The 24,915-nt window shown below is 33.9% G+C and carries 23 protein-coding genes and 1 riboswitch; of the genes, 8 read left to right on the forward strand and 15 right to left on the reverse strand.

The annotated features are described in order from the left end of the window. Positions 1-10: 10 nt before the first annotated feature. The 5 genes from thiC to GSY47_RS03790 form a co-directional block, all read right to left on the reverse strand. The gene (gene thiC, locus GSY47_RS03770) at positions 11-1,834 is read right to left on the reverse strand and encodes a phosphomethylpyrimidine synthase ThiC (RefSeq protein WP_179003114.1); all 1,824 of its coding nucleotides are present in this window, start codon (positions 1,832-1,834) and stop codon (positions 11-13) included. A 122-nt stretch (positions 1,835-1,956) separates the two neighbouring features. After that, positions 1,957-2,163: a sulfur carrier protein ThiS gene (thiS, locus tag GSY47_RS03775; protein WP_179003113.1), complete on the reverse strand. Its 207-nt coding sequence runs from the start codon at positions 2,161-2,163 to the stop codon at positions 1,957-1,959. Between the two features lie 67 nt (positions 2,164-2,230). Then, a riboswitch (TPP riboswitch) is annotated at positions 2,231-2,327 on the reverse strand. A gap of 86 nt (positions 2,328-2,413) precedes the next feature. Next, on the reverse strand, positions 2,414-2,980 hold the full coding sequence (locus GSY47_RS03780; protein ID WP_179003112.1) for a DNA-3-methyladenine glycosylase I: 567 nt from the start codon (positions 2,978-2,980) through the stop codon (positions 2,414-2,416). Then, entirely contained in the window at positions 2,980-3,606 is a 627-nt protein-coding gene (locus GSY47_RS03785) for a hypothetical protein (protein WP_179003111.1), read from the reverse strand. The genes GSY47_RS03780 and GSY47_RS03785 overlap by 1 nt, the downstream gene beginning before the upstream one ends. A gap of 1 nt (position 3,607) precedes the next feature. Continuing rightward, positions 3,608-4,279 (reverse strand): queuosine precursor transporter, encoded by a 672-nt coding sequence (locus GSY47_RS03790; protein WP_179003110.1) that lies wholly within the window; start codon positions 4,277-4,279, stop codon positions 3,608-3,610. A gap of 170 nt (positions 4,280-4,449) precedes the next feature. Between GSY47_RS03790 and GSY47_RS03795 the strand changes: the two genes are divergently transcribed. Further along, positions 4,450-6,504, forward strand: coding sequence for a M3 family metallopeptidase (locus GSY47_RS03795; protein WP_179003109.1), 2,055 nt, complete (start codon positions 4,450-4,452; stop codon positions 6,502-6,504). Positions 6,505-6,564: 60 nt separating this feature from the next. Here GSY47_RS03795 and tsf read toward each other — a convergent pair whose 3' ends face one another. The 6 genes from tsf to GSY47_RS03825 all read right to left on the reverse strand — a co-directional run bounded on the left by tsf (position 6,565) and on the right by GSY47_RS03825 (position 11,238). Further along, entirely contained in the window at positions 6,565-7,527 is a 963-nt protein-coding gene (tsf, locus tag GSY47_RS03800; RefSeq protein ID WP_179003108.1) for a translation elongation factor Ts, read from the reverse strand. A gap of 143 nt (positions 7,528-7,670) precedes the next feature. Further along, a complete protein-coding gene (gene rpsB / locus GSY47_RS03805) occupies positions 7,671-8,441 on the reverse strand; it encodes a 30S ribosomal protein S2 (protein WP_008466790.1) in 771 nt (256 codons plus the stop codon). 176 nt (positions 8,442-8,617) lie between these two features. Beyond that, complete coding sequence (rpsI, locus tag GSY47_RS03810) at positions 8,618-9,004, reverse strand: 30S ribosomal protein S9 (protein WP_026728618.1); 387 nt, start codon at positions 9,002-9,004, stop codon at positions 8,618-8,620. Then, entirely contained in the window at positions 9,004-9,459 is a 456-nt protein-coding gene (rplM, locus tag GSY47_RS03815) for a 50S ribosomal protein L13 (RefSeq protein ID WP_179003107.1), read from the reverse strand. The genes rpsI and rplM overlap by 1 nt, the downstream gene beginning before the upstream one ends. 194 nt (positions 9,460-9,653) lie before the next feature. Next, entirely contained in the window at positions 9,654-10,466 is an 813-nt protein-coding gene (locus GSY47_RS03820) for a ferritin-like domain-containing protein (protein WP_179003106.1), read from the reverse strand. Positions 10,467-10,491: 25 nt separating this feature from the next. After that, on the reverse strand, positions 10,492-11,238 hold the full coding sequence (locus tag GSY47_RS03825; RefSeq protein WP_179003105.1) for a ferritin-like domain-containing protein: 747 nt from the start codon (positions 11,236-11,238) through the stop codon (positions 10,492-10,494). Positions 11,239-11,449: 211 nt separating this feature from the next. On the opposite strand from GSY47_RS03825, the gene GSY47_RS03830 reads away from it, so the two are divergent. Further along, positions 11,450-12,475: a LacI family DNA-binding transcriptional regulator gene (locus GSY47_RS03830; protein WP_179003104.1), complete on the forward strand. Its 1,026-nt coding sequence runs from the start codon at positions 11,450-11,452 to the stop codon at positions 12,473-12,475. 46 nt (positions 12,476-12,521) lie between these two features. On the opposite strand, the gene GSY47_RS03835 is transcribed toward GSY47_RS03830, so the two are convergent. Beyond that, positions 12,522-13,028, reverse strand: a complete 507-nt coding sequence (locus tag GSY47_RS03835; protein ID WP_179003103.1) for a DUF2004 domain-containing protein — start codon at positions 13,026-13,028, stop codon at positions 12,522-12,524. Positions 13,029-13,048: 20 nt separating this feature from the next. Continuing rightward, complete coding sequence (gene polA / locus GSY47_RS03840; protein ID WP_179003102.1) at positions 13,049-15,886, reverse strand: DNA polymerase I; 2,838 nt, start codon at positions 15,884-15,886, stop codon at positions 13,049-13,051. A gap of 225 nt (positions 15,887-16,111) precedes the next feature. Here polA and GSY47_RS03845 point away from each other — a divergent pair, with 225 nt between their 5' ends. The 6 genes from GSY47_RS03845 (at position 16,112) to GSY47_RS03870 (ending at position 20,574) form a co-directional block, all read left to right on the forward strand. Further along, positions 16,112-16,309, forward strand: coding sequence for a hypothetical protein (locus GSY47_RS03845; protein ID WP_179003101.1), 198 nt, complete (start codon positions 16,112-16,114; stop codon positions 16,307-16,309). A 180-nt stretch (positions 16,310-16,489) separates the two neighbouring features. Continuing rightward, on the forward strand, positions 16,490-17,164 hold the full coding sequence (locus GSY47_RS03850) for a response regulator transcription factor (protein ID WP_179003100.1): 675 nt from the start codon (positions 16,490-16,492) through the stop codon (positions 17,162-17,164). A gap of 9 nt (positions 17,165-17,173) precedes the next feature. After that, positions 17,174-18,502: a sensor histidine kinase gene (locus GSY47_RS03855; protein WP_317197896.1), complete on the forward strand. Its 1,329-nt coding sequence runs from the start codon at positions 17,174-17,176 to the stop codon at positions 18,500-18,502. 105 nt (positions 18,503-18,607) lie between these two features. Next, positions 18,608-18,802 carry a hypothetical protein gene (locus GSY47_RS03860; protein WP_179003099.1) on the forward strand — a complete coding sequence of 65 codons (195 nt, stop codon included), beginning with the start codon at positions 18,608-18,610 and terminating at the stop codon, positions 18,800-18,802. 159 nt (positions 18,803-18,961) lie between these two features. Next, the gene (locus GSY47_RS03865; protein WP_179003098.1) at positions 18,962-20,197 is read left to right on the forward strand and encodes a metallophosphoesterase; all 1,236 of its coding nucleotides are present in this window, start codon (positions 18,962-18,964) and stop codon (positions 20,195-20,197) included. A 74-nt stretch (positions 20,198-20,271) separates the two neighbouring features. Beyond that, positions 20,272-20,574, forward strand: a complete 303-nt coding sequence (locus GSY47_RS03870; protein ID WP_008466807.1) for a thioredoxin family protein — start codon at positions 20,272-20,274, stop codon at positions 20,572-20,574. 23 nt (positions 20,575-20,597) lie between these two features. Here the strand turns inward: GSY47_RS03870 and GSY47_RS03875 are convergent, their stop codons facing one another. Next, positions 20,598-21,239: a polysaccharide deacetylase family protein gene (locus GSY47_RS03875; protein ID WP_179003097.1), complete on the reverse strand. Its 642-nt coding sequence runs from the start codon at positions 21,237-21,239 to the stop codon at positions 20,598-20,600. Positions 21,240-21,336: 97 nt separating this feature from the next. Continuing rightward, positions 21,337-24,615 carry a glycosyltransferase family 117 protein gene (locus GSY47_RS03880; RefSeq protein ID WP_179003096.1) on the reverse strand — a complete coding sequence of 1,093 codons (3,279 nt, stop codon included), beginning with the start codon at positions 24,613-24,615 and terminating at the stop codon, positions 21,337-21,339. Positions 24,616-24,915: the final 300 nt, after the last annotated feature.

Genomic DNA, 24,915 nt, shown 5'->3' on the forward strand with positions numbered 1-24,915 from the left:
TCTAAAAAAATTAAATATAAATCTCTTTCCCCTGCTCAATAAACTCCTCTGATTTCTCCTGCATTCCTTTTTCTGCGGCAGCGACATCTCTGATTTCTTGAGAGATTTTCATAGAGCAGAATTTAGGCCCGCACATTGAGCAGAAGTGAGCCACTTTTGCACCATCTGCAGGAAGCGTTTCATCATGAAATTCTCTTGCTGTATCTGGATCTAAAGCCAAATTAAACTGATCTTCCCAGCGAAATTCAAAACGGGCTTTACTCAAAGCATTGTCGCGATATTGCGCTCCCGGATGCCCTTTGGCCAAATCGGCAGCGTGAGCCGAAATTTTATAAGTAATAACACCATCTTTTACATCTTTTTTATTCGGTAAGCCTAGATGTTCTTTTGGCGTTACATAACACAACATTGCACAACCATACCAACCAATCATCGCTGCACCAATTGCAGAAGTAATATGATCATAACCTGGTGCAATATCTGTTGTCAGAGGGCCTAAAGTGTAAAATGGCGCTTCATGGCAATGTTCTAATTGTTTGTCCATGTTTTCTTTAATCATGTGCATTGGAACGTGTCCTGGGCCCTCAATAAAAACTTGAACATCATGTTTCCATGCAATTTTGGTCAATTCGCCTAAGGTTTCTAATTCGGCAAATTGTGCCGCGTCATTCGCATCGGCAATGGAACCCGGGCGTAAACCATCTCCAAGAGAAAAAGCAACATCATATTGTTTCATGATTTCGCAGATTTCCTCAAAATGGGTGTACAAGAAATTTTCTTTATGATGAAACAAACACCATTTTGCCATGATGGAACCGCCACGCGAAACTATTCCGGTAACTCGATTTGCGGTTAAATGAATGTAACGAAGTAAAACCCCTGCATGAATCGTAAAATACGAAACACCTTGTTCAGCTTGTTCAATCAAAGTATCGCGGAAAATCTCCCAAGTTAGATCTTCGGCAATTCCTTTTACTTTTTCTAATGCCTGGTAAATTGGAACTGTACCAATTGGCACTGGTGAATTTCTAATAATCCATTCTCTGGTTTCATGAATATTTTTTCCTGTAGATAAATCCATAATCGTGTCAGCTCCCCAGCGACAAGCCCATACGGCTTTTTCGACTTCTTCTTCAATGCTCGAAGTAACAGCACTATTTCCAATGTTGGCATTTATTTTTACCAAGAAATTGCGCCCGACAATCATGGGTTCACTTTCGGGATGATTGATATTGTTTGGAATTATGGCTCTTCCGCAAGCAACTTCAGAACGAACAAATTCCGGAGTGATTTTGCTTTTTGGTGTATTGGCTCCAAAACTTTGTCCGCTATGTTGACATTGCATTGTTTTGGTCTGCTCGTTTAAAAGTTCGATTCTCTGATTTTCACGAATGGCAATATATTCCATTTCTGGAGTAATTATTCCTTGTTTGGCATAATATAATTGTGTGACGTTTGCGCCTTTTTTGGCACGTTTTGGCTGATGCAGATATTCAAAACGTAAATGATTTAGCGTTTCATCTTTCAATCGGCTTTGACCGTAATCAGAAGTGATTTGGTCTAAAACTTCAACATCATTTCGATCAAGAATCCAACTTTCACGTAAGCGTGGTAATCCTTTTCGAATATCAATCTCAACATTTGGATCAGTATAAGGCCCAGAAGTATCATAAACAGTTACAGGAGGATTTTTTTCGATTCCTCCGTTTGAAAGTTTGGTGTCGCTAAGATGAATTTCTCGCATAGCTACTTTTATTGGATGAATTTCTCCATCGATATAAACTTTTTTAGAATTTGGAAATGGGGTTCTGGAAATTTGTTCTTCTGTAGTCATAGGAAAGAAGTTATGAGTTATGGGTTATGAGTTACTGTAGAGACGCACTGCTGTGCGTCTACAACCAGTATGTAATTGGAATTTAGTCCCGAAGCCTCGGGATATTTTTTGAAATTTAAATTCTAACCTCCTTGGGTAGCAGAAATAATCAAAATTTCGTCAGTTTCTTGTACGAAGAATTCGTTCCATTTGGTTTTTGGAACAACGGTGTTGTTAATAGCAACGGCGATTCCGTTTTGTTTTTGCGGAATTTCGAGATCGAGCAATGATTGAACGCTTAGCGATTCAGCATTGAAATGTTTAGTTTGTTGATTGATTTTTAGTTCCATTCCTTTAAGTTTAGTGTATAGTTATACACAATAGGAATGGCTACAATAACGCACAGAAATGCGTTCAAGAAGTCATCTTACTTTTCCCTACGCTAGTATGAACTAGATCAGGTTCAGAGGGTAAAATCTCAGCCTACAAGTTGTAGACACCCCTAAAGTGTGAAGCAAATGTAATAAAATTTGTTTGAAAGTTTCAGGTTTCATGTTTCAAGTTTTTGAAAAACTGAAAACCGAAACTGAAAATCTGTGGCTATTTTTCCTTGCGGATAAAGCAATCTTCCGCGTGATCATTGACCATTCCGGTGGCTTGCATGTGCGCGTAAATAACGGTGGAACCAACAAATTTAAATCCTCTTTTTTTCAAATCTTTGCTGATTTCATCTGAAAGTGGCGTAGTTGCAGGAACTTCTTTTGAAGTTTTAGGATTGTTTATGATAGGTTTTCCATCAGTATATTTCCAGATATAATCGGAGAAAGTTCCAAATTCTTCCTGAACTTTCATAAAAGCCTGTGCATTTGAAACCGCAGCTTTAATTTTAAGTTGATTGCGAATAATGCCGGTATTCTGCATTAACTCTTCGATTTTTTCTTCAGAATAATTGGCTACTTTTTTGTAATCGAAATAATCAAAAGCAGCTCTAAAGTTTTCTCTTTTATTTAAAATCGTAATCCAGCTTAGTCCTGCTTGAAAAGTCTCCAGAATTAAAAACTCAAATAGGGTAGGATCGTCATAAACTGGAACTCCCCATTCTTCATCATGGTATTTTTTGTATAAATCGCTTGAGGTACACCAGCCGCATCTAATCTTATCTTCCATTATTTTCCAATTTTCCAGTGATAGCCTTTTACGCTCGGTATATAAGCTTTTGTTCCAATTATGATTAAATCGGTATAAACTTTCTTTTTGTATTTGATTCCGATTGCTTGTCCTGAAGTATATATTTTATTCGCCTCAAACTTGAATTTAATTTTCGCATCATTAAATTTTGCATCCGAAATCTTTTCAATAAACCAAGTCGATTTCCATTTTACTTCAATTTCATCTTCTGCAGTTTTGGTAATGCTTTTTATTAATTTAATTCCGTCAGCTGGAATATTGTGGTTTTCAATAAGTTCTTTTTGTGTTATAGTCTCTCCTGTTTTACAGTCGGCTATAAACTTCTTAAAAGCGGTAATTCCTAAAAACTTTTCATTTTCAGCTTCTGCATTTACTGCAATGCTATCAGCTAAAGGTTTTACATTCTCAGAAGTTGCTTCCGTTGTTGTGATTTTGTCTACAATGGATTGTTTATATTTATTTACGGTTTCAACAGTACTTTCTGAAATAGTCTCTATTTTATTCGTAATCTTATCAGTAACTTCTAGTAGTTGTTTTTTAACGTCTTTAGAACAACTCACAAAACTTAACAGCATGATTGATAGTAGTATTTTACAATGCTTCATTCTATTGTTCCTGATTTTTATGGTGCTTATCGTTTTCCAAATACTTTTTAATTAAGTGATGTCCCAAGTAAATGGCGGGAGTTAATAAAATGGCAATGGCTAATTTGAAAGTATAACCAATTAATCCTGAAGAAATAAAAGTGTCAAAATCAATTTTTCCGGGAAGCCAAAAAGCAATTCCAAGAACAATAAACGAATCAAATAATTGTGAAATTACTGTAGAACCTGTAGCTCTCAGCCATATTTTCTTTTCTCCTGTTCTGTTTTTGAAAAACCAGAAAATCCAGACGTCAATTAGCTGCGATGCCATAAAAGCAATTAAACTTCCGACAATAATCCACATACTCTGTCCAAAAACAGCTTGAAATTGATCGTCATTGACAGGGCTGATTCCTTTTGCGGCCGGAATAGTAATGGCCATAAATAGAATCAGAAAAGCATAGGCAATTAAACAGGCTGTGATAAAAGAAAGTTTTTTTACTCCTTTTTCGCCAAAATATTCATTAATTAAATCGGTTGTCAGAAAAACGATCGGCCAAGGGAGAATTCCTACACTCATTACAAAAGGCCCAACCTGAATTAATTTTCCTCCAATAAGCTCTGCTACAACAGCATTCGTGATAAATATTCCTGCAAGAATTACAAAAACAATCTCTTTTCTGGTTTTAAACATGTTGTTTTGGTTATGAAGTTTCAAATTTAAGCTATTTTTTAAAACCTGATATTAGTAAATTTTTAAAATAACATCCATTTGAAGTTTGATTCTGATTGGTTACTTTTGAGATTCTCACACTTCAAATTTAAAGAAAAGTGTTTGGAGGAACTTTATAAAATGATTTGATTATGGAAAAAGAAACTAATCCGTTACTTCAAGAATGGTCAGGGCCTTATGGAGGCGTGCCGGATTTTACAAAATATAAAATAGCTGATTTTAAACCCGCTATTGAATTTGCTATTCAGGAAAAATTGGAAGAAATTGATTCTATTGCAAACAATTTAGAAAAGCCGACTTTTGATAATACAGTGAAAGCTTTAGAACTTTCAGGAGAAAAACTGGATAGAATTCATGCGGTTTATGGAATTTATAGATCTAATTTAAGCAGTCCGGAATTTAATGTAGTCGATACGGAAATGTCTCCAAAATTGGCTGAGATTAGCGATAAACTCTATCAAAACGAGAAACTGTTTTTAAGGATAGAAGAATTGTATAAATCAGAAGAAAGTAAAAACTTGGATTCTGAACAACAACGTTTGCTTTGGTTGTATTACACTGATTTTGTTAGAGAAGGAGCAGAGTTGAATAAAGAAGATAAATCAGAAGTAGCAAAAATTAATCAGGAACTTGCCGGACTTTTTACGCTTTTCAGTCAAAAACTACTGGCAGAAGAAAATGATCAGTATTTGGAACTGCATTCAGAAAGTGATTTGGAAGGACTTCCTGAAGAATTTAAAAATGCGGCAATTGCCGAAGCAAAGGAAAGGAAATTGAATGTTTTGGCTTGTATCGGAAACACCAGATCTTCCATTGAACCTTTTTTGACTTTTTCTAATAAAAGAAATTTAAGAGAAAAAGCGTTTGATATTTTTGTGAAAAGAGGTGATAATGATAATTCAAATAATACAAATGAAACGCTTGTTTCAATTTTAGAGTTAAGAGCCAAGAAAGCAAAAATATTAGGATTCAAGAATTTTGCTGAGTGGAGTTTGTCTAATAAAATGGCAAAAGATCCTCAGAAAACATTGGATTTAATGCATTCGGTTTGGAAACCGGCTGTTGAAAAAGTAAAAAACGATGTTTCGGCTATGCAGGAAATGGTAGATGAAGAAGGTAGTAATTTTAAAATTCAGCCTTGGGATTATCGCTATTATGCAGAGAAAGTCCGTAAAGCAAAATATGATTTAGATCAAAACGAAATTAAGCAATATCTGCAGTTAGAGAATTTGCGTGAAGGAATGTTTTGGACAGCAGGAGAGTTGTTTGATCTTGGTTTTAAACAATTATTTGATGTTCCTGTTTATCATTCAGATGTTCGAGTTTGGGAGGTCAATCATAAAAATACGGGAGAAGTTGTAGGTTTGTGGTATTTTGATCCTTACGCGCGAGTAGGTAAGCGATCGGGAGCCTGGATGAACTCTCATAGAGATCAGCAGAAAATAAGCGGAAAAGTGCTTCCGATTGTTTCTAATAATTGCAATTTCATAAAAGGAAATGCCACCGATCCAGTTTTAATTTCCTGGGATGATGCAACAACTTTGTTTCATGAATTTGGTCACGCTTTACATGGATTGTGTTCTAATGTGACGTATCCGAGTTTATCAGGAACTTCTGTCGCAAGAGATTATGTAGAATTTCCTTCGCAATTGTTAGAACATTGGCTGGCAACTCCAGAAGTGTTGAATAAGTTTGCGCTTCATTATAAAACTAATGAACCTTTATCACAATCATTAGTAGATCGAATAGGACAAGCGGCTAATTTTAATGAAGGTTTTGCAACTGTAGAAACGATTTCAAGTTCGTTTGTAGATATGAAGTTGCATTTAACTACAGAAAAAGTGAATCCGCATCAATTTGAAAAGCAGATTTTGGCAGCAATTAATATGCCGTCAGAAATTGTGATGCGACATAGAATTCCGCAATTTGCCCATATTTTTTCAAGTGACGGATATGCAGCAGGATACTATAGTTATTTATGGGCCGATGTAATCAATGCCGATGCTTATGAAGCATTTTTAGAAGGAAAAGGGCCTTTTGATAAAGAAGTCTCCAAACGCCTTTATGATATTGTTCTAAGCGCAGGAAATACGGTAGATAATGAAAAAATGTATGAAGATTTTAGAGGACATGCTCCAAAATCTGATGCTTTGATGCGTGCCAGAAATTTTCCAGTTGAAAATTAATCAATATAAAAAAGCCCGAATAACTAAATATTCGGGCTTTTTAAATATTGAAATAATATATTAACCTAAAGTAACTCTTTTGAAACCTGTGATTTCAACGTTGAATCCTTTTACGTAATCACCAACTTTTTTACTGTCATCTTTGATGAAGTTTTGATCAAGTAAAGCTTTTTCTTGATCTAAAGAAGTGTTGTCAGAAATGAAACGTTGTACTTTTCCTGGAAGGATTTTGTCCCAGATTTGCTCTGGTTTACCTTCAGCTTTTAATTCAGCTTTAGCATCTTCTTCTGCTTGTTTGATAACTTCAGGAGTTAATTGAGAGAAAGAAATGTATTTAGGAACATTTTTTAAAGTTTTTCCTAAACGTTTTGCTTCTTCATTGTCTTTTTCAATTACAGCAATACGAGCAGCAAGTTCAGACTCAACAAAAGCAGGATCAAAATCTTTGTAAGATAATGTGTCAGCTCCCATAGAAGCAACTTGCATAGAGATGTCTTTTGTTAAAGCTTCAGCGTTAGCAACTGGAGCAGAAATTGCAGTTAAAGCAGCAATTTTGTTAACGTGAACATAAGATCCAACGAAAGCACCTTCTAAAATTTCAAAACCACCGATTTCGATTTTTTCACCGATAACACCAGTTTGCTCGATTAATTTCTCAGCAACAGTGATTCCGTTGAAATCAGAAGCTAATAATTCTTCTTTAGTAGAGAAGTTGATCGCTTTTTCAACTAAATCTTTAGCTAAAGTTACGAAAGCTTCGTTTTTACCTACGAAGTCAGTTTCGCAGTTTAAAGTAAGGATCGCTCCTTTAGTGTTGTCTGCATTGATAAAAGAAACAGCAGCCCCTTCAGAAGACTCACGGTCAGAACGGTTAGCAGCAACTTTTTGTCCTTTTTCTCTAAGGATTTGTATCGCTTTATCGAAATCTCCTTCAGCTTCAACTAAAGCTTTTTTACAGTCCATCATTCCGGCACCTGTAGATTGTCTTAATTTATTTACGTCTGCAGCAGTAATTGTTGCCATAATATTTTAAGTTTTAATATGTTTTTAAAAGTAAAAAATTCCAGCTTTTAAATCCCAAACTCCAATTTTAATAAATTATCAACATAACGTTTTTAATTTTGTCTTGGATTTTGGAATTTAAAATTTGGAATTTAAAATTTGATTTATTCTTCAGTTTCAGTTGCAGGAGCAGCTTCAGCCTCAACAGCAGGAGCTTCTTCAGCAGCTTCAACTTCTTTTTCAGCACCTCTGTCAGAAAGACCTTCGATTACTGCAGTAGTCACTAAAGATAAAATTTTGTCAATTGATTTAGAAGCATCATCATTTGCAGGAATCACGTAATCAACCTCTCTTGGGTCAGAATTCGTATCAACCATTGCGAAAACTGGAATGTTTAATTTTTGAGCTTCTTTTATTGCGATGTGTTCAGCTTTGATATCTACTACGAACAATGCTGCAGGTAGTCTAGACATATCAGCAATTGAACCTAAGTTTTTCTCTAATTTAGCACGTAGACGATCAACTTGTAAACGCTCTTTTTTAGATAAAGTGTTGAAAGTACCATCTTTCTTCATTTTATCGATAGAAGACATTTTTTTAACTGCCTTTCTAATAGTTACGAAGTTAGTCAACATACCACCTGGCCATCTTTCAGTGATGTAAGGCATGTTTGCAGCTTTTGCTTTATCAGCAACGATGTCTTTTGCTTGTTTTTTGGTAGCTACGAATAAAATTTTTCTACCTGATGCAGCGATTTTTTTCAAAGCTTCATTAGCCTCTTCAATTTTAGCTGCAGTTTTATATAGATTGATAATGTGAATACCATTACGCTCCATATAAATGTAAGGAGCCATATTTGGATCCCATTTTCTAGTCATGTGTCCGAAGTGAACACCTGCTTCTAGTAATTCTTTTACTTCTATTTTGTTTGCCATTTTTGTACTAGTTTACGTTCTGTTGATTAGCAATGTATAAATGGCGATTTCTCTGGCTTTATACATTTAGATGCTAAACTATATCCTACCTCGATAGGAGAGCAACAATAACTGTGTTTTTTAATTTCAATAAATAATTGATAATGTCTTGTCCCATCTGAACAAGACAGGTAATATTAACGTTTAGAGAATTGGAATCTCTTACGAGCTTTCTTCTGACCGAATTTCTTACGTTCAACCATTCTAGGGTCTCTTGTTAATAAACCTTCTGGTTTAAGGATAGCTCTGTTTTCAGCGTTAACTTCACACATTACGCGTGCTAATGCCATTCTTACAGCTTCTGCCTGACCAGTTGTACCACCTCCGTAAACGTTTACTTTTACGTCAAAGTTACCAGCGTTTTCTGTCATAGAAAGCGGTTGTAAAACTTTGTACTGTAAAGTTGCAGTTGGAAAGTAAGTTGCGAATTCTTTTTTGTTTACAGTGATGTTTCCAGTTCCTTCAGAAACGTATACACGTGCAACAGCGGTTTTTCTTCTACCGATTTTGTGAATAACTCCCATTACTTAAGATCATTTAGGTTAACAGTTCTAGGTTTTTGAGCTCCGTGTTTGTGCTCAGCTCCTACAACAACATTTAGATTTCTAAAAAGTTCAGCACCTAATTTGTTTTTAGGTAACATACCTTTTACAGCTTTTTCTACTAATGCAGCTGGATTTTTAGCTTGCAATACTTTAGCAGTTAAAGTTCTTTGTCCTCCTGGGTAACCTGTATGACGCATGTAAATTTTGTCATTCATTTTTGTACCTGTAAGGTTAATTTTCTCTGAGTTGATAACAATTACGTTATCTCCACAGTCAACGTGCGGTGTGTAACTTGGCTTGTACTTACCTCTTAAGATCATTGCAACTTTAGAAGCAAGACGTCCTAAGTTATGACCTTCAGCGTCAACAACAATCCACTCTTTAGTTACAGTGGCTTTGTTTGCTGAAACTGTTTTGTAGCTTAATGCGTCCATAATATTATTTTAATTAAACATTCCATCCCCAATAAAGGGGATGCAAAAGTACAATTAATTATTTTAAAACCAAATACCTGAAAGAATATTTTATCTGCTGAAAATCAGGGGTTCAGTTTTTGGATTAATTAGGGAATAAAAAAACCGTCTCTACAATAAAGCAAAGACGGTTAAATATTTAAAAGAAAAAACTATTATACAATAAATATGTTAGCTATATCAACTACTTGTTGGGTTGTAAGTGGTTCATCATAAGCTTCTGAGCCTGCTGTTGCGCCAAAAGCGGTAGCTGTATTGAATCCCGCCTGCATTGTTACACCTTCACCATCATAAACTGCTTGTGTTGCCGCTGGCATACCGGCACCTCGTTCTGAATTAGAAATCCAACCTTTTAAACCTCTAAGTCTTCTAACTTCAGATGCATGACGAGCTTCAACAGAATGGATTTGTAATGCAGCAGTTAATAAATCGGGTGTGGTAATGAGATTTGCAGCTTGTCCTTTATAGGCTCGAACTCCAGTATCTTCAAAAGCTTGCGCAAGAGCTAGAAAGGTTGGATAATCTCCAAAAGGATTAAATGCCCCTCCAACTGTAAAATCAAAAGTTGGTTTTGGAACAAAGTTAGCACTTGCTGTTCCGCCCAATCCTGCAATTAAGAATTTTACATGGTCAGATTCGTGTGCTGCTATTTGTTGAAAAACTTTTAAGTCTCTCCCGCCATTTTCAGAAGCAGGAATTACCCCAGAATCCAATGCCATAGCATAAAATTCGTTTTCAAGATATTCTAAAGTTAAGGCAAACTGAAGTGCTCCGATTGGAGTTGCAGGTGTTGCTGTTATGTCTTTAGCAAAAGCTTTATTTGCAAGAGCAGACAAACCGAATGGGATTGATGCCAAAGCTAAATTTTTTCCGATATTTCCAAACTGAGAAAAACTGTCTCTGCGAGAACCAGTGCTATTTATTAAATTGTCATCAGTAAAGGATTCTATAAATTTTAAAATGTTCATAATTTCTAAGTTTTAGCGGTTAAGATTAAGGCAAGTATTTAGCAGTGAATTTTGTAGTAATAAAATTGGCTGCAATTGGCAGTATTTTAGATGGGTCTTTTGCATCGTCTAAACCTGTTGACATATTTACAATATCATCTCCGGCAAAATCTTTAGAATTCGGATTAATTAAACTTCTTATGGCTGATGCATGTCTGGCTTCAACAGAAACAATTTTTCCTGCCAATAATAGGTAGTCTGCAGTTTTAATTAATTTACCTGCGCCATTATAAGCAGCAACGCCTGTGTCTTCCAATGCTTTCGCTGTAGCTAAAACTTCTGTACGGCTGTTAAAATTTAAAGAGCCGTAATTAAAGGCTAAAGTAGGAAGTAATTGTGAACTAGGATCGGGAAGTGCTCCAGTTAAGGCTGCTTTAAAAAAGTCCCTGTGAACCACTTCGTGATGATACAAGTCTGTCAATACCTGACGCTCAACTGTGCTGAATGTACTATTGAAACTACTTGCATTAACAACTTTAGTATAAAAATCGGCTTCTAATTGTTCTAGGGCGTAGGCGTAGGTAAGAACGCCAAAATCTCCAGAACCTAAATCGAAGACACCATTTCGTATTCCTGGCAGAGAAGTGTCTTCCATATTATTGTTATCATCATTGTCGCTGCATCCAGCTAGAACCAAACCAGTGGTTACTAATGTTAATCCGCTAAGCTTAAGAAAGCTCCTTCTGCTATTCAGTGAAGGGTCAACTTCATGAATTTTAACTTCGTTTTTCATAATCAAGTTTTTTATTAGGTTAACAACATTGGTTTTTTAGTTCATAGGTATTTAGTTATTAACGAAATTTTAGGATATGCGGTTTCAGAAAAATCATTCTTTTTTAGAATTATTTCGAAAAGATGGCATAATTTGAAATACTGATAGTTGTTTTTTGTTTTATTTTCGGTAATTCTACTATATTTGTATTAATTACTTAAACTTTTAATGGATGAAAGCTAAAGCAACTCTAAAACAAATTGCGAAAGAACTTGGTGTTTCTGTTTCGACTGTATCTAAAGCATTGAATGACAGTCCGGAAATTAGCGAACAAACGAAGGTGAAGATTAAGGAGTATGCCAAACTCAAAAATTATAAGCCAAATGTTATTGGTCTGAATTTAAAGAATCGTAAAACCAAAACGATTGGAGTGATTATACCTAATATCTTAAACTCTTTCTTTGCGAAAGTTTTTAGTGGTATCGAAAAAGTTGCCGATAAAAAAGGATATAATGTAATTACTTGTATTTCTAATGAATCTCTTGAGAAAGAAGTTCATACATTAGAAATGCTGAGCAACGGAACTATCGACGGATTTATTTTGTCGGTTTCTCAAGAAGCTCAAAAACTTCAAGACTACAATCACTTTTCTGAAATCATAAATGACGGAACACCAATCGTAATGTTTGACCGTATTGCTGATGAAGTAGATTGTGATAAAGTAGTAGTAGACGATTATGATTCGGCTATCAACTCAACACAGCATTTAATTAATCTAGGATGTAAAAATATCGCTCTGATTTCTTCTGTAGATAATATTAGTGTTGGAAAACTAAGAACAGAAGGATATTTGAAAGCTTTGAAAGACAATAATATTCCAGTTAATGAAAAAATTATTCTTCGTACCGATTCTGAAGAAGATATGAAAGCTAAAATCGAAGGTATTTTTGATCATAAAATCGATGGAATTTTTGCTTTGGATGAAAATGATTCGGTTGCAGCATTAAGAGTGAGTTTGAAAAAAGGATATAGAGTTCCGGAAGACATTTCAATTATTGGTTTTGCTGACGGAATTTTAGCTTCCAGACGTTTATCGCCTAGTTTAACAACTGTAAGTCAGCATGGAGTTGAAATTGGAGAAGTAGCGGCTAAAAGATTAATCGAAAGATTAGAAGAACCGGAAGGAACGGTTTCGGAATATGAAACAATCGTAATCAAGACGAAATTGAAAGAAAGAGAATCGACTAGAAAAGTTTAGATAAAAAGAAAAACCATCAGTTTAAGCTGATGGTTTTTTTATGTTTTTAACTTTCCCACGCAATGTGATCCAAATCTCCTTTTTCATTTGTTTTAACTACTAAAAGCTGTTCACAAGGTTCTCCATCTATATCTATTGAATAATCGAATACAGCGTAATAGTCTGTGTTGTATTTTCCATCGGGATAAAGCCCAATTCTATTTAATTTCAATTCATTAAGAAGTAAAATTTCTTTTGGAGTTTTTATATCATTAATATTAATTATGTTTGATATTTCATCTTGGTCAAGTTCGTCGAAATAAAAGTTTATATAATCTTTTGTCTCGCCATCTCCTTCTTCAAAATCGTTATTTATATAAGACTTATTTTGTAGATGAAATTTGGGAATGCTTTCTAGAAAAGTTTTGATTTTTTGAATTGAGTCCTTGTCAATAGACTTGTTTTCAAAGTTTAAATCAATGCTGGTTTTTCTTCCGTTCAAATCAATTTTAACGACATAATATTCTTTTAGTTCTTGTAGATCGATTGATTCAAAATAAGGTAAATTTTCCATTAAAAAAGTTTTAAAATATATTAATGTGCTTCTAACCAGTCTTTACCCATTCCAAGTTCAACTTCTAAAGGAACAGACATTTTAAAAGCATTTTCCATTTCATGTTTAATCATTGGCTGGATTTTTTCGAGTTCATCGTTGTGAACATCGAACACAAGCTCATCATGTACCTGAAGTAACATTTTAGATTTCCAGTTTTCGTCACGAAGTTTTTTGTGGATATTAATCATAGCAATTTTAATCACATCGGCAGCACTTCCTTGGATTGGTGCGTTTACAGCATTTCGTTCAGCGGCACTTCTTACTACGGCATTTGCAGAATTAATATCTTTTAAATAGCGACGGCGTCCTAAAATAGTTTGTACATAACCTTTTTCGCGTGCAAATTCAACTTGTTCAGAAATATATGATTTAAGACGTGGATAAGTTTTGTAATAAGCATCAATCAAAGCAGCACTTTCGCTTCTGGATAATGAAGTCTGATTGCTTAATCCAAAAGCAGAAACACCGTAGATGATTCCGAAGTTTACCGTTTTAGCGTTGCTTCTTTGTTCGCGTGAAACTTCTTCTAAAGCTACGTTAAAAACTTTAGCAGCAGTTGCTTTATGAATGTCTTCACCGTCTTGGAAAGCTTTTATCATATTTTCTTCACCACTCAAAGCGGCAATAATTCGTAATTCAATCTGCGAGTAATCGGCAGAGATTAAAGTGTAATTTTCATCGCGCGCTACAAAAGCTTTACGAATCTGACGGCCTCTTTCAGTACGAATTGGAATATTCTGTAAGTTCGGATTGTTAGAACTCAAACGTCCTGTTGCAGCAACAGTCTGCATATAATCGGTATGAACGCGTTGCGTTTTTTTATCAACTTGTTCTGGTAAAGCTAAAATATAAGTGCTTTGTAGTTTTACCATCTGACGCCAATCCAAAATTTGTTTTACGATTGGGTTATCGTTTGCTAAATAAGTTAGAACTTCTTCTCCAGTCGCGTATTGACCTGTTTTAGTTTTCTTTTGTTTAGCGCCTCCAATTTTCATTTTGTCAAATAAGATATCTCCTAGTTGTTTCGGAGAAGCCAAATTGAATTTCTCGCCGGCAGTTTCATAGATTTGTTCTTCAAGAGATTTGATTTCAACATCCATCTCTTTAGACATTTCTTTTAAGAAATCAACATCCAAACGAATTCCTTCGGTTTCCATTGCAGCTAAAACACTGACTAATGGAATTTCGATTTCGTCAAACAACTTTTTAGTCTCTGTTTTGTCTAATTCAGTGGTGAAGATTTCTTTTAACTGTAAAGTAATATCAGCATCTTCTGCGGCATATTCTTTAATATCTTCTAAAGGAACATCACGCATCGAAAGCTGATTTTTTCCTTTTTTACCAATTAAAGTTTCAATAGATTTTGGAGAATACTTTAAATAGGTTTCTGCCAAAATATCCATATTATGACGCATATCCGGATTGATCAGATAATGCGCGATCATCGTGTCGAAAAGTTTTCCTTTTACAGTTACGCCATAATTAGAAAGAATTTTTAAATCGTATTTTAAATTCTGACCTATTTTCTCAATGTTTTCATTTTCAAAAAACGGAACAAATTTTTCAAGCAAAGCTTTTGCTTCTTCTTGATTTTCTGGAAACGGAACATAAAATGCTTTTCCTTTTTCATAAGAAAACGACATTCCAACCAATTCTGCATGTAAAGCATCAATTCCTGTAGTTTCGGTATCAAAACAAACTGAAGTCTGTTTTTCTAAATTCTGCAAAAGCAGTTTTACACCTAAATCACCTTGAACTGTCTGGTAAGAATGTGGAGTATCTTCTAAAGTATTGTAGAATGAGGTTCTTGGAGCATCTGCATGATCTTCTGTTAAAGTGCTTCCAAAAAGATCAAATTGGTCTTCGTTTTTAGGCTGTGGTTTTTTATACAATTTAGCATCAGAAACTGGAGTTGCAGTCTGCGTTCCATCTGTTTTAAACAAATTATCAAACTGTTCCGCCATTCTTCTGAATTCTAATTCTTGAAAAATAGCATCTGTTTTTTCGATATCTGGACGAGAAAGCTCGTAATCATCTTCATTAAAAGTAACATTGCAATCTGTAATAATCGCAGCCAATTTTTTAGAAAGAATTCCTTTTTCCTTATTGGCTTCAATGTTTTCTTTCATTTTACCTTTCAGCTTATCTGTATTTGCCAAAAGGTTTTCCATGGTTCCAAATTCTTTCAGGAATTTTTTAGCAGTCACTTCACCAACTCCAGGAAGTCCCGGAATATTATCGACAGCATCACCCATCATTCCAAGAAAATCAATTACCTGCTCTGGTCTTTCGATTTCAAATTTTGCCAAAACTTCAGGAACTCCCCAAATTTCGATTCCGTTACCCATACGGGCTGGTTTGTACATAAAAATGTTCTCAGAAACTAATTGTGCAAAATCCTTATCTGGAGTTACCATAAAAACTTTGTAATTCTGTTTTTCGGCTTGTTTGGCGATTGTTCCAATTAAGTCGTCAGCTTCACAGCCTTCTACTTCAATAATCGGAATGTGCATCGCTTTTAGTAATTCCTGAATATAAGGAACGGCAATTTTTATAGCTTCTGGCGTTTCATCGCGATTGGCTTTATATTCAACGAACATTTCGGTTCTTACATGACTTCCGCCTTTATCAAAAGCAACAGCCAAATGATCTGGTTTTTCTCTTTTAATAACATCCAAAAGTGAGTTCATAAAACCCATAATTGCAGATGTATCCATCCCTTTTGAGTTGATTCTCGGGTTTTTAATAAAGGCATAATAACCACGAAAAATTAGTGCATAAGCATCTAGAAGAAAAAGGCGTTTTTGAGTCGACATATTAAAAATATTAGTCTGTAAAAATAAACAATTGGGTTTTAAAAACAGATTTGTTCATGAAAATTAATTTTTTTGAAACCATATAACTTATATGGTAGAAAAACAGCGAAGAGTTAATATCAAGTTAAAATGTTTAGCGATGGTGCTTTCTTCATGTTTTCTTCATTTTGTGAGGGTAATTTCGAAGTGTAAAATAAAAGTTATTCATTTAAATACTTAGAAATCATGAGAAATTTATTGATGTTACTCGTAGCAGTTTTAGGAACAAGTGTTATGGTTCACGCTTTCCCAGCAAAAACAGGAAAAGAAACTCCTGCAAAAGAAGTAAAAGCCACAAAACATCGTAAACACAAAACTGATAAAAAAGCAAAATCAGAAAAAAGTGAAGCTCCAAAAACAGAAACTGCACCAATGAAAAAATAAGATACTTTTTGTTTTGTTTTCGAATGATTGTAAGGAAACAAAACAGGAAGGATAATTATGAAGAATGCAGATGGTAAAAGCTGATGAAGAAATTTATCAGCTTTTTGCGTTAATGTTTTTACAAAGCAGACTTTTCTTCTTTTTAAATGATTAATTTTAATTACGCTTAAGTATATTTTTATGAATATTTTGATTGTTGAAGATAATCGAGAACTTGCAGTAGAAGTTTATGATTTTTTGTGTAATGTGGGTTATATCTGCAAGATTACACACACTTGTGCCGATGCTTTAGAAGAATTTGCCAGTAACGATTATGATGCAATGCTTTTGGATTTAGGTCTTCCAGATGGCGATGGTTTTGAGGTACTGCAAACCGTTAGAAAAACAAAATCAAAAATGGCAGTTATTGTCTTAACAGCAAGAGGTGAACTAGATGACAGAATTAACGGTTTACATCTTGGAGCCGATGATTATTTGACTAAACCTTTTGCCTTGACAGAACTTAGTGCAAGATTATTTGCTGTGATTAGAAGAATTCACGGATTTACTTTAAATAATCTTACCATTCACGGTTTTGTTCTGCAGCTTCAGGATTATAAAGTGAGTTTCAATGATAATCCAATCAATTTGACAAAAAAGGAATTTGATATTTTTCAATATTTAGTTTTAAACAAAAATCGGGTAATAACACGTTTACAGCTTACGGAACACATTTGGGGAGATATTCTGGAAGTCAATTCCGATTCTAATTTTATTGATGTTCATGTTAGAAATCTCCGAAAAAAACTAGACAAACATGCGCCAATCGATTGGTTTGAAACTGTGCGAAATGTAGGTTATCGTATAAACGAATAAAGTATTCTTGTGAAAATAAAACATCAATTAGCTATTTTTAATGCACTGACAAGATTGTTGGTGATCTTAATTTTATGGCTGATGCTTCCTATTTTGGTAAAAAATGTGGTTTATCATCATATTAATAATAGCCTTCTGGAGAAAAAGAAGAAGTTTATTGAGCATTTAAATCCAGAAGAAATTAATGAGTTTTTAGAGAATCCCGATGATTCAACTGAGACTTTCTCGGAGTTTTCTACACTTCACAGCGAATTTTTAGTGCTTTCGCGTGTTCCAATAAATCCACGGCAGAAGAAAACAACTTTTAGTAACGAAAATCGTGTAATTGAAGGTGAGGAAAATGAATATCGAATTCTACAGCATCATTTTACTTATGAAGGCGAAGATTATCAGCTGGAAATTGGAAGCAGTTTGAGTGAAGTCAATGACTTAACTTTTGTGATTCGATTTTTTATATTGATTGTTTTTGTAGTTATTCTACTCATTACATTTTTGGCAGATACTTTTTATATAGAATACCTTCTTAAACCTTTCTATAAAATTATCGATAGAAAAATTAGACGTGTTAACGAACCGGAAACTTTTGACCATACGCCAATCAAAGCAGCTTCGAGAGATTTTAGAGAACTCGATTTTGTTTTAAATCAAATGATGGATCGTATTGCGGAAGTTTTTAAAAAAGAAAAACAGTTTATTTCTAATGTTTCGCACGAATTGCTAACGCCAATTGCACTCCTTAAAAACAAGTTGGAAAATTTATTGCAGAACGAATCTTTAGATGACAATGCCGTTGACAAAATTGCAGGTTCACTAAAGACATTAGATATGCTCAAAAAAATCATCAATAACTTATTGCTAATTTCTAGAATTGATAATAATCAGTATGAAGCAAATGAAGAAATTAATCTTAACGAAGTAGTTTCAGATTTGCAGGAAGATCTTCAGGATCGTATTGAAGATAGAGAAATTCAGTTTGTGAATAAAATGCAGGAGTACTTTATTTTTATAGGAAATAAAACTTTGATCCATATTTTGATCTATAACTTGGTAACAAACGCAATTAAATACAATAAACCAAATGGCAGTATCATAATAGAAGACGGTTTTATTGATGAACATTATTTTATTTCGGTAAAAGATTCTGGAATCGGAATGGATGAATCGCAGCTCGAAAAAATATTCAGCAGATTTGCTCGTATTAGTTCAGATCAAGAGGGGCAGGGGTTGGGACTTGCAATAGCTCAAAGTATTTCGTCATTTCATCACATGCAGATTAAAGTCGAATCTGTTTTGAATGCAGGAACAACATTTACTTTGCTGTTTGAAAAAGCTAATTAAAAGTTAAATTTATTTGTAAGGCTTTATCTTCATTTTGTCTTCATTTTACGGTTCTATCTTTGACTTATAAATAATGAAATAATAATAATCATAAAAATTAAAGTCATGAAAAAATTAGCAATTTTAGCAGTAGCAGTTCTAGGAACATTTTCAATGGTAAACGCTCAAACAACCCCAGCAGCACCAGCACAATCAAAAGAAGTAAAAGTAGCTAAACACGATAAAAAAGGCAAAAAAGCTAAAGGAGATAAAAAAGCAGAAACTGCTGCAGTAAAACCAGAAGCTCCAAAAGCAAAATAAAACAACATTAAGTTGTAAAATTAAATAGTTTTAAAAGGTTGGTAGGTTAAAGCTGAAAGAGCCATCTTTCAGCTTTTTTATTTTTTACAGCGTTAAATTTTTTATAATAAAAAGAGATAAAATTTTCATTCTTTGTTACTTTGCTTAAAACTATAACAAATGATCCTTCGTTTTGTAATTCTATGCGCTCTTTTTTTATTTATTGAGTTCTATTCTTATCAGGCTTTTCGAACTTTAATCAAAGTAAGATGGGTTTTGATAAGCTATCAGGTTATAAGTGCACTGCTTTTAATTTTTATCATATATTCTTTTTCTCAAATAGATCGTTCAGTTGGTCAGACCAGACAATTTATGTTTACAACTGGTTTGATGCTGACAATATATGTACCTAAAATTGTACTTACATTAATAATGTTTGGCGAAGATATTTTTAGAATTGGAGCTAGTATTGTGAACTATTTTGTTTATAATGCTCCAAGAAAAGAAATGATGCCTGATAGGCGAAAATTTGTAAGTCAGATTGCGTTAGGACTTGCGGCAATTCCTTTTCTTTCTATAATTTATGGAATATTTGAAGGTAAATACAATTTCAAAGTAATCAAACAAACGGTGTTTTTTCCAGATCTTCCAGATGCTTTTGATGGTTTTAAAATCACTCAGATTTCAGATGTCCACAGCGGTAGTTTTGATAATCCTGAGAAAATAAATTATGCTATCGATTTAATTAATCAACAGGAATCAGATATAATCTTGTTTACGGGTGATATTGTAAATACTCATGCAAAAGAAATGCATCCGTGGCTGGAGACTTTTAAACGTATTAAAGATTATAAATACGGAAAGTTTGCCGTTTTAGGAAATCACGATTATGGCGAATATGTTACTTGGCCTTCGGAAAAGGAAAAAGACGAAAACTTTCAAGCTATTAAAAACTTGTACGGTCAAATTGGTTTCAAACTTATGCTCAATGAGCACACTTATATCCAAAAAGGCGATGATAAAATTGCTCTTATTGGCGTAGAAAACTGGGGCGTAAATTTTAAAAAAGCTGGAGATTTAAATAAAGCTTCTGAAAATGTGCATCAAGATGATTTTAAAGTTTTGATGAGTCATGATCCAAGTCATTGGGATGCTGAAATTAAAGACCATCCAAAGAACTTTCATCTGACTTTTGCAGGCCATACACACGGAATGCAGTTTGGTATCGAAATTCCAGGATATTTCAAATGGAGCTTGGCACAGTATATTTACAAACAATGGGCAGGTTTATACGAAAACATCGGAAGATACGTTTATGTTAACCGCGGCTTTGGTTTTCATGCCTATCCGGGACGAGTTGGTATTATGCCTGAAATAACGGTCATTGAACTAAAAAAAGGCCGTAATGTCGCTTAATTCGTTAAAAATGCTAAATTTGTATTATATTTATTTCTTTTAATAGATTTAAAAAAACTTAATTTTTTGGTTTTATGTCAAAATTTGGAGAACTAATAAATGCTCAAGTTCCAGTGTTAATTGATTTTTACACAGATTGGAATGAATCGTCAGTTTCTATGCATCCTGTTATTAAGGATGTTGCAGCTGCGCTTGGTGATAAAGCCAAAGTAATTAAAATAGATGTCGATAAAAATCAGGAATTAGCTGAAGCACTTCGTATAAAAGGGCTTCCAACTCTAATGATTTATAAAGAAGGACAAATGATCTGGAGACAATCTGGAGAACTTGATGCGAATACTATAATTGGAATTGTTCAAGAACAATTTAACGTTTAAATTACTTCATTTTTTGATATTATTTAGTGAATAATATCAAACTTATATCCGTTTTCTTTTAAAAAATGCAGTGTTCTAGGTAAAGCAAATCTCAAATTAGGAGAAGCCTTTATACTGTCATGAAAAACAATCACACTTCCAGATTTTACATTCTTTGTTACATTTTCAAGACACTTTTCAGGCGTAATGCTCTGGTCAAAATCGGCGCTTAAAACATCCCACATTACAATTTTGTAACCTAAACTTCTTAGAATTTTAGATTGTGCTTTTTTGATTTTCCCGTAAGGAGGACGAAATAATAAACGATGAGGAGCTTTTTCTTGTTCGTCTAAAATTTTGGCACAGTTTTTTACATTTTCGATATAATCGTTTGTATGGCTTTTCCATCCATTTACGTGGTTCATGGTGTGGTTTCCAATAGAATGTCCGTCTGTAATTAATTTTTCAAATAAAGCTAAGTTGGATTTAATGTTTTTACCGATGCAGAAAAAAGTAGCTTTTGCATCAAATTTTTTTAATTCAGATAAAACCCAGTCTGTAATTTCTGGAGTGGGGCCGTCATCAAACGTTAGGTATATTTTCTTTTCATTGTTAGGAATGTCCCAGCAATATTTAGAAAACACCGTTTTAATAAATGAATTAGTTTTTACCCAATAAAAGCTCATCTTGAATTGAATTTACATGTATGTAAAATTAAAAAATGCAGCGCTATTTATCAAACAGCGCTGCATTTTTTTAATTGTTAAGATTTTCGTATATTATTTATTCTTTTTCACGTCCAAAACGTTCAAAAACATTTACATAAGTGTTAAATGTTGTTTTGTGCTGATTGTAGAAAACAGTGTCTTTGTTGTCCTGCATTACGTGTAATAAACTTCTGTAACGCTCAATATCTGTAATAATATCTACTGCTAAATCAGTTTGGTCAGAAGGAGTAAGCGTAGCGTAATAATTTAAGTTTTCTTTATACTTCTGAACCAGTTTGTTTAGGAGGTCTTGCGCTTTTGCTTTTTCTCCTACTTTGTAATATCCGTTGCCAAAAGCTTCAACTAGAGAATAATATCCATATTTATCCAAAGGCATTTGGGTAATCGCTAAATTAATTACGTTTTTAGCTTTGTCAATTTTACCTTCTTTAATAAGCTGATACATTAATCTAGAAAGATTAGTGCGGTATGTAATACTATTTCTTCTTGTTTCAGGATCGTGGTAAATATTTCCATTGCTATTTCCCCAATCCCATTTCATAACAATATTATACATTTTATCTGCATCAATTTGTCCCATATCTAATGGGCCTCCATCTTTAGAAGGACTATTTTTTATTGGAACTAATTTATAAACCATTCCGTCCAATTGCAGATAATCTTTCAGCCATAAATAATCTTCGTCATCAAAAGCACCACCACTGAAATAAATTGGTCTTTTCCAGTTGTTGTTTGCTAAGATATCAAGCATCATTAAGCGGTTTTTGTATAATGCGCTTCCTTTGATGTTAATATCTAAGTAAGGAACAATAGAATCGTTGTATTTAGGGTTGACTACTTTGTTTTTAATGATAGCATCTTTGTCAACATTTACTCTGATTTTATTAGTTGGGTAAAAATGAATAGTTTGTCCATTTTGTAATCCAACAGTTGATTTAGGATTTTTAATGAAATCAATGAAATCTTTAATGTTCCAACGTGTATCAATTTTCTGGATATAAACAGTATAGTCAAGTCTATCCCCAACATATTGATCGTGTGTAAAAGAAATAGGAAGCGGATCAGATTCGTATGCTTTCGCTTTCATTTGATCTATGTACCAATCCGTCATAAATAAGCTTGTATTTACAATCTTGACGTCAGTTCTAAAATGCTCAATTTCTTGTGCATACCAAAGAGGAAAAGTATCATTATCTCCAATAGTAAATAAAATGGCATCTTTATCGCAAGAACTTAAATAAGCTTTTGCCATTGCAACAGCAGTATATCTTCCAGATCGATCATGATCATCCCAGTTTTGAGCTGCCATCAAAACGGGAGCTGCAAGTAAACTACCAGCAATAATTACAGGCCCTGCAATTTTTGGAGCTAGATATTTCTGGAAACTTTCGTAGAGTGAATATACTCCAAACCCAATCCAGATGGCAAAAACATAAAAGGAGCCTACAAGTGCATAATCTCTTTCACGAGGTTCAAAAGGTCTTTCGTTCAAATATATTTTTAATGCAATTCCTGTAAATAAGAATAAAGCCAAAAGGACATAAAAACTTTTTAAGTCTTTGTTTGCATGGTACATTAAGCCAATTAAACCAAGAATAAACGGAAGGAAGTAATAAGCATTACGACCTTTATTGTTTAATACATCAGAAGGCAAATTGTCTTGAGATCCTAAGTGAATAGAATCCAAAGGTTTGATACCACTGATCCAGTTACCGTCTAAATTGTCATATTTTCCTTGAACATCATTTTGGCGTCCAACAAAGTTCCACATTAAATATCTCCAGTACATGTATCCAAATTGATACTCGAACATAAAACTGAAGTTGTCAGCTGTAGTTGGTTTTTCAACCAAGAGATATTTACCGTAGCTTCTTAGGAATTTTACATACCCTTCATTATCAATTTGTTTTTGAGCGTAGGCATGTCTGAATTCTGAAACCGTTTTTTCAACTTCATTGCGTAATTGAGCCGTTGCTTTGTTGTATTCGTCTTCGCTCAATTGGCTTGCGTCAATTCCGTATTCTGCTAAATCTTCATCATAATTATGATTTGGATCGATTCTGAATTTAGGAGGATTGGTGAAGTTGATATAGTTTTGAATATGAGCAGTTTCTGTACTCCACATTCTTGGCAGAACTGCTTTCTGGTTGTCATCAGAATTTTGTTCGGCATTTTTATAATTATTGGTAATAACGTATTTACCAGTTTTATAATCTCTTTCGTAGTTAGGTTTTTTGTCTAAATATGGAGTTTTAGCATCAAGACCGGCAAAAAGTTCAGTATACTGTGGACCGTAAAATAATGGATTTACACCATATTGTTCACGATTGTAATAAGCTAAAACCTCAGTAGCATCCGAAGGTTTATTTTCGTTGATAACAGTATTAGCATTTGCACGAACTGGAAGCATTATCCAAGTTGAGAAACCAATCAGAATAAATAAAATACATAATATAATAGTGTTGTAAAATATTAATCCTTTTTGTTTGGTGAATTTTAATCCAAAATAGAAGAAAGCTACAAATAATAAAGCTACAAATATAGTTCCTGAGTTAAATGGAAGTCCCATGCTGTTTACCATGAAAATTTCGGTTTTCCCGAAAAATGCCATAGTTAAAGGAAGAAGTAATTTAAAAATAAATAACAAGATTCCGATAACAACTACATTGGCAATGATAAAGTTTTTGATGGTAACTTTTTCGTAATGTTTAAAATAATATAAAAATCCGATTGAAGGAATAGTTAAAAGAGCCATGAAGTGAACTCCAAAAGAAAGTCCGACAACCAAAGAAATAATCAAAAGCCATTTGTTCCCTTTTGGTTTGTCCATGTCTTGTTCCCAGCGTAAACCAAGCCAGAAAAGCAATGCAATTAATAAAGAGGCCATTGCGTAAACTTCGGCTTCTACGGCATTAAACCAGAAGCTATCAGAGAACGTGTAGGCTAAAGCTCCAACAAAAGAGCTTCCTAAAATTGCAATTGAATTGTTTTGATCAATTTCAGCAAAACGAGCAACAATCTTTTTTAAGATCATAGAAGAAGACCAGAACAGAAATAATATGGTAAATGCGCTAGAAAAAACAGACATCATGTTAACCATTACAGCCACGTGCTGTGCATCTATTGCAAACATTGCAAAAAATGCGCCCATCATTTGAAAAAGAGGGGCTCCTGGTGGGTGACCTACTTCAAGTTTGGCTGCGGTAGCAATATATTCTCCGCAATCCCAAAAGCTCATTGTAGGTTCAACTGTTAATGTGTAGGTAATTAAAGCGATTGCAAATGCAAACCAACCAATAATTGTATTCCATTTATTGAAATTGAATTGTGCCATATTTAGGTGTTAAAAATTTGAAAGTTTTCTATCCTACAAAGAAAATGTTTTTTTACGTAAAGAATCGACCATTAACAAAAAATTCTATAAAACTATCAAGTGATACTAATTTGTTGTGTCTGAATAGCTTCTGAAGTCAATAAGAATTTCAAAGTGAAAAAAAACTTAAAAAATGATTTTTTTTGGTTAAAAAGTTTGCACAAACTAAATAAAGCCTTAAATTTGCACTCGCTTTACAGCACTGCTGGTCTATGGTGTAATGGTAACACTACGGTTTTTGGTGCCGTCTTTCTAGGTTCG

Origin of the sequence: Flavobacterium quisquiliarum (assembly GCF_019308285.1) — a bacterium.
Classification (GTDB): Bacteria; Bacteroidota; Bacteroidia; order Flavobacteriales; family Flavobacteriaceae; genus Flavobacterium; species Flavobacterium quisquiliarum.

Bases quoted from the DNA above. Each gene is read 5' to 3' on its own strand.
- rpsB (WP_008466790.1), bottom strand. From the start codon at position 8,441: ATGGCAAACAAAATAGAAGTAAAAGAATTACTAGAAGCAGGTGTTCAC.
- GSY47_RS03835 (WP_179003103.1), bottom strand. From the start codon at position 13,028: ATGGAAAATTTACCTTATTTTGAATCAATCGATCTACAAGAACTAAAA.
- GSY47_RS03780 (WP_179003112.1), bottom strand. From the start codon at position 2,980: ATGGAAGATAAGATTAGATGCGGCTGGTGTACCTCAAGCGATTTATAC.
- GSY47_RS03850 (WP_179003100.1), top strand. From the start codon at position 16,490: ATGAATATTTTGATTGTTGAAGATAATCGAGAACTTGCAGTAGAAGTT.
- GSY47_RS03790 (WP_179003110.1), bottom strand. From the start codon at position 4,279: ATGTTTAAAACCAGAAAAGAGATTGTTTTTGTAATTCTTGCAGGAATA.
- thiC (WP_179003114.1), bottom strand. From the start codon at position 1,834: ATGACTACAGAAGAACAAATTTCCAGAACCCCATTTCCAAATTCTAAA.
- polA (WP_179003102.1), bottom strand. From the start codon at position 15,886: ATGTCGACTCAAAAACGCCTTTTTCTTCTAGATGCTTATGCACTAATT.
- GSY47_RS03830 (WP_179003104.1), top strand. From the start codon at position 11,450: ATGAAAGCTAAAGCAACTCTAAAACAAATTGCGAAAGAACTTGGTGTT.
- GSY47_RS03785 (WP_179003111.1), bottom strand. From the start codon at position 3,606: ATGAAGCATTGTAAAATACTACTATCAATCATGCTGTTAAGTTTTGTG.
- GSY47_RS03795 (WP_179003109.1), top strand. From the start codon at position 4,450: ATGGAAAAAGAAACTAATCCGTTACTTCAAGAATGGTCAGGGCCTTAT.
- GSY47_RS03820 (WP_179003106.1), bottom strand. From the start codon at position 10,466: ATGAACATTTTAAAATTTATAGAATCCTTTACTGATGACAATTTAATA.
- GSY47_RS03860 (WP_179003099.1), top strand. From the start codon at position 18,608: ATGAAAAAATTAGCAATTTTAGCAGTAGCAGTTCTAGGAACATTTTCA.
- GSY47_RS03875 (WP_179003097.1), bottom strand. From the start codon at position 21,239: ATGAGCTTTTATTGGGTAAAAACTAATTCATTTATTAAAACGGTGTTT.
- rplM (WP_179003107.1), bottom strand. From the start codon at position 9,459: ATGGACGCATTAAGCTACAAAACAGTTTCAGCAAACAAAGCCACTGTA.
- GSY47_RS03845 (WP_179003101.1), top strand. From the start codon at position 16,112: ATGAGAAATTTATTGATGTTACTCGTAGCAGTTTTAGGAACAAGTGTT.
- GSY47_RS03880 (WP_179003096.1), bottom strand. From the start codon at position 24,615: ATGGCACAATTCAATTTCAATAAATGGAATACAATTATTGGTTGGTTT.
- GSY47_RS03825 (WP_179003105.1), bottom strand. From the start codon at position 11,238: ATGAAAAACGAAGTTAAAATTCATGAAGTTGACCCTTCACTGAATAGC.
- thiS (WP_179003113.1), bottom strand. From the start codon at position 2,163: ATGGAACTAAAAATCAATCAACAAACTAAACATTTCAATGCTGAATCG.
- tsf (WP_179003108.1), bottom strand. From the start codon at position 7,527: ATGGCAACAATTACTGCTGCAGACGTAAATAAATTAAGACAATCTACA.
- GSY47_RS03870 (WP_008466807.1), top strand. From the start codon at position 20,272: ATGTCAAAATTTGGAGAACTAATAAATGCTCAAGTTCCAGTGTTAATT.
- GSY47_RS03865 (WP_179003098.1), top strand. From the start codon at position 18,962: ATGATCCTTCGTTTTGTAATTCTATGCGCTCTTTTTTTATTTATTGAG.
- rpsI (WP_026728618.1), bottom strand. From the start codon at position 9,004: ATGGGAGTTATTCACAAAATCGGTAGAAGAAAAACCGCTGTTGCACGT.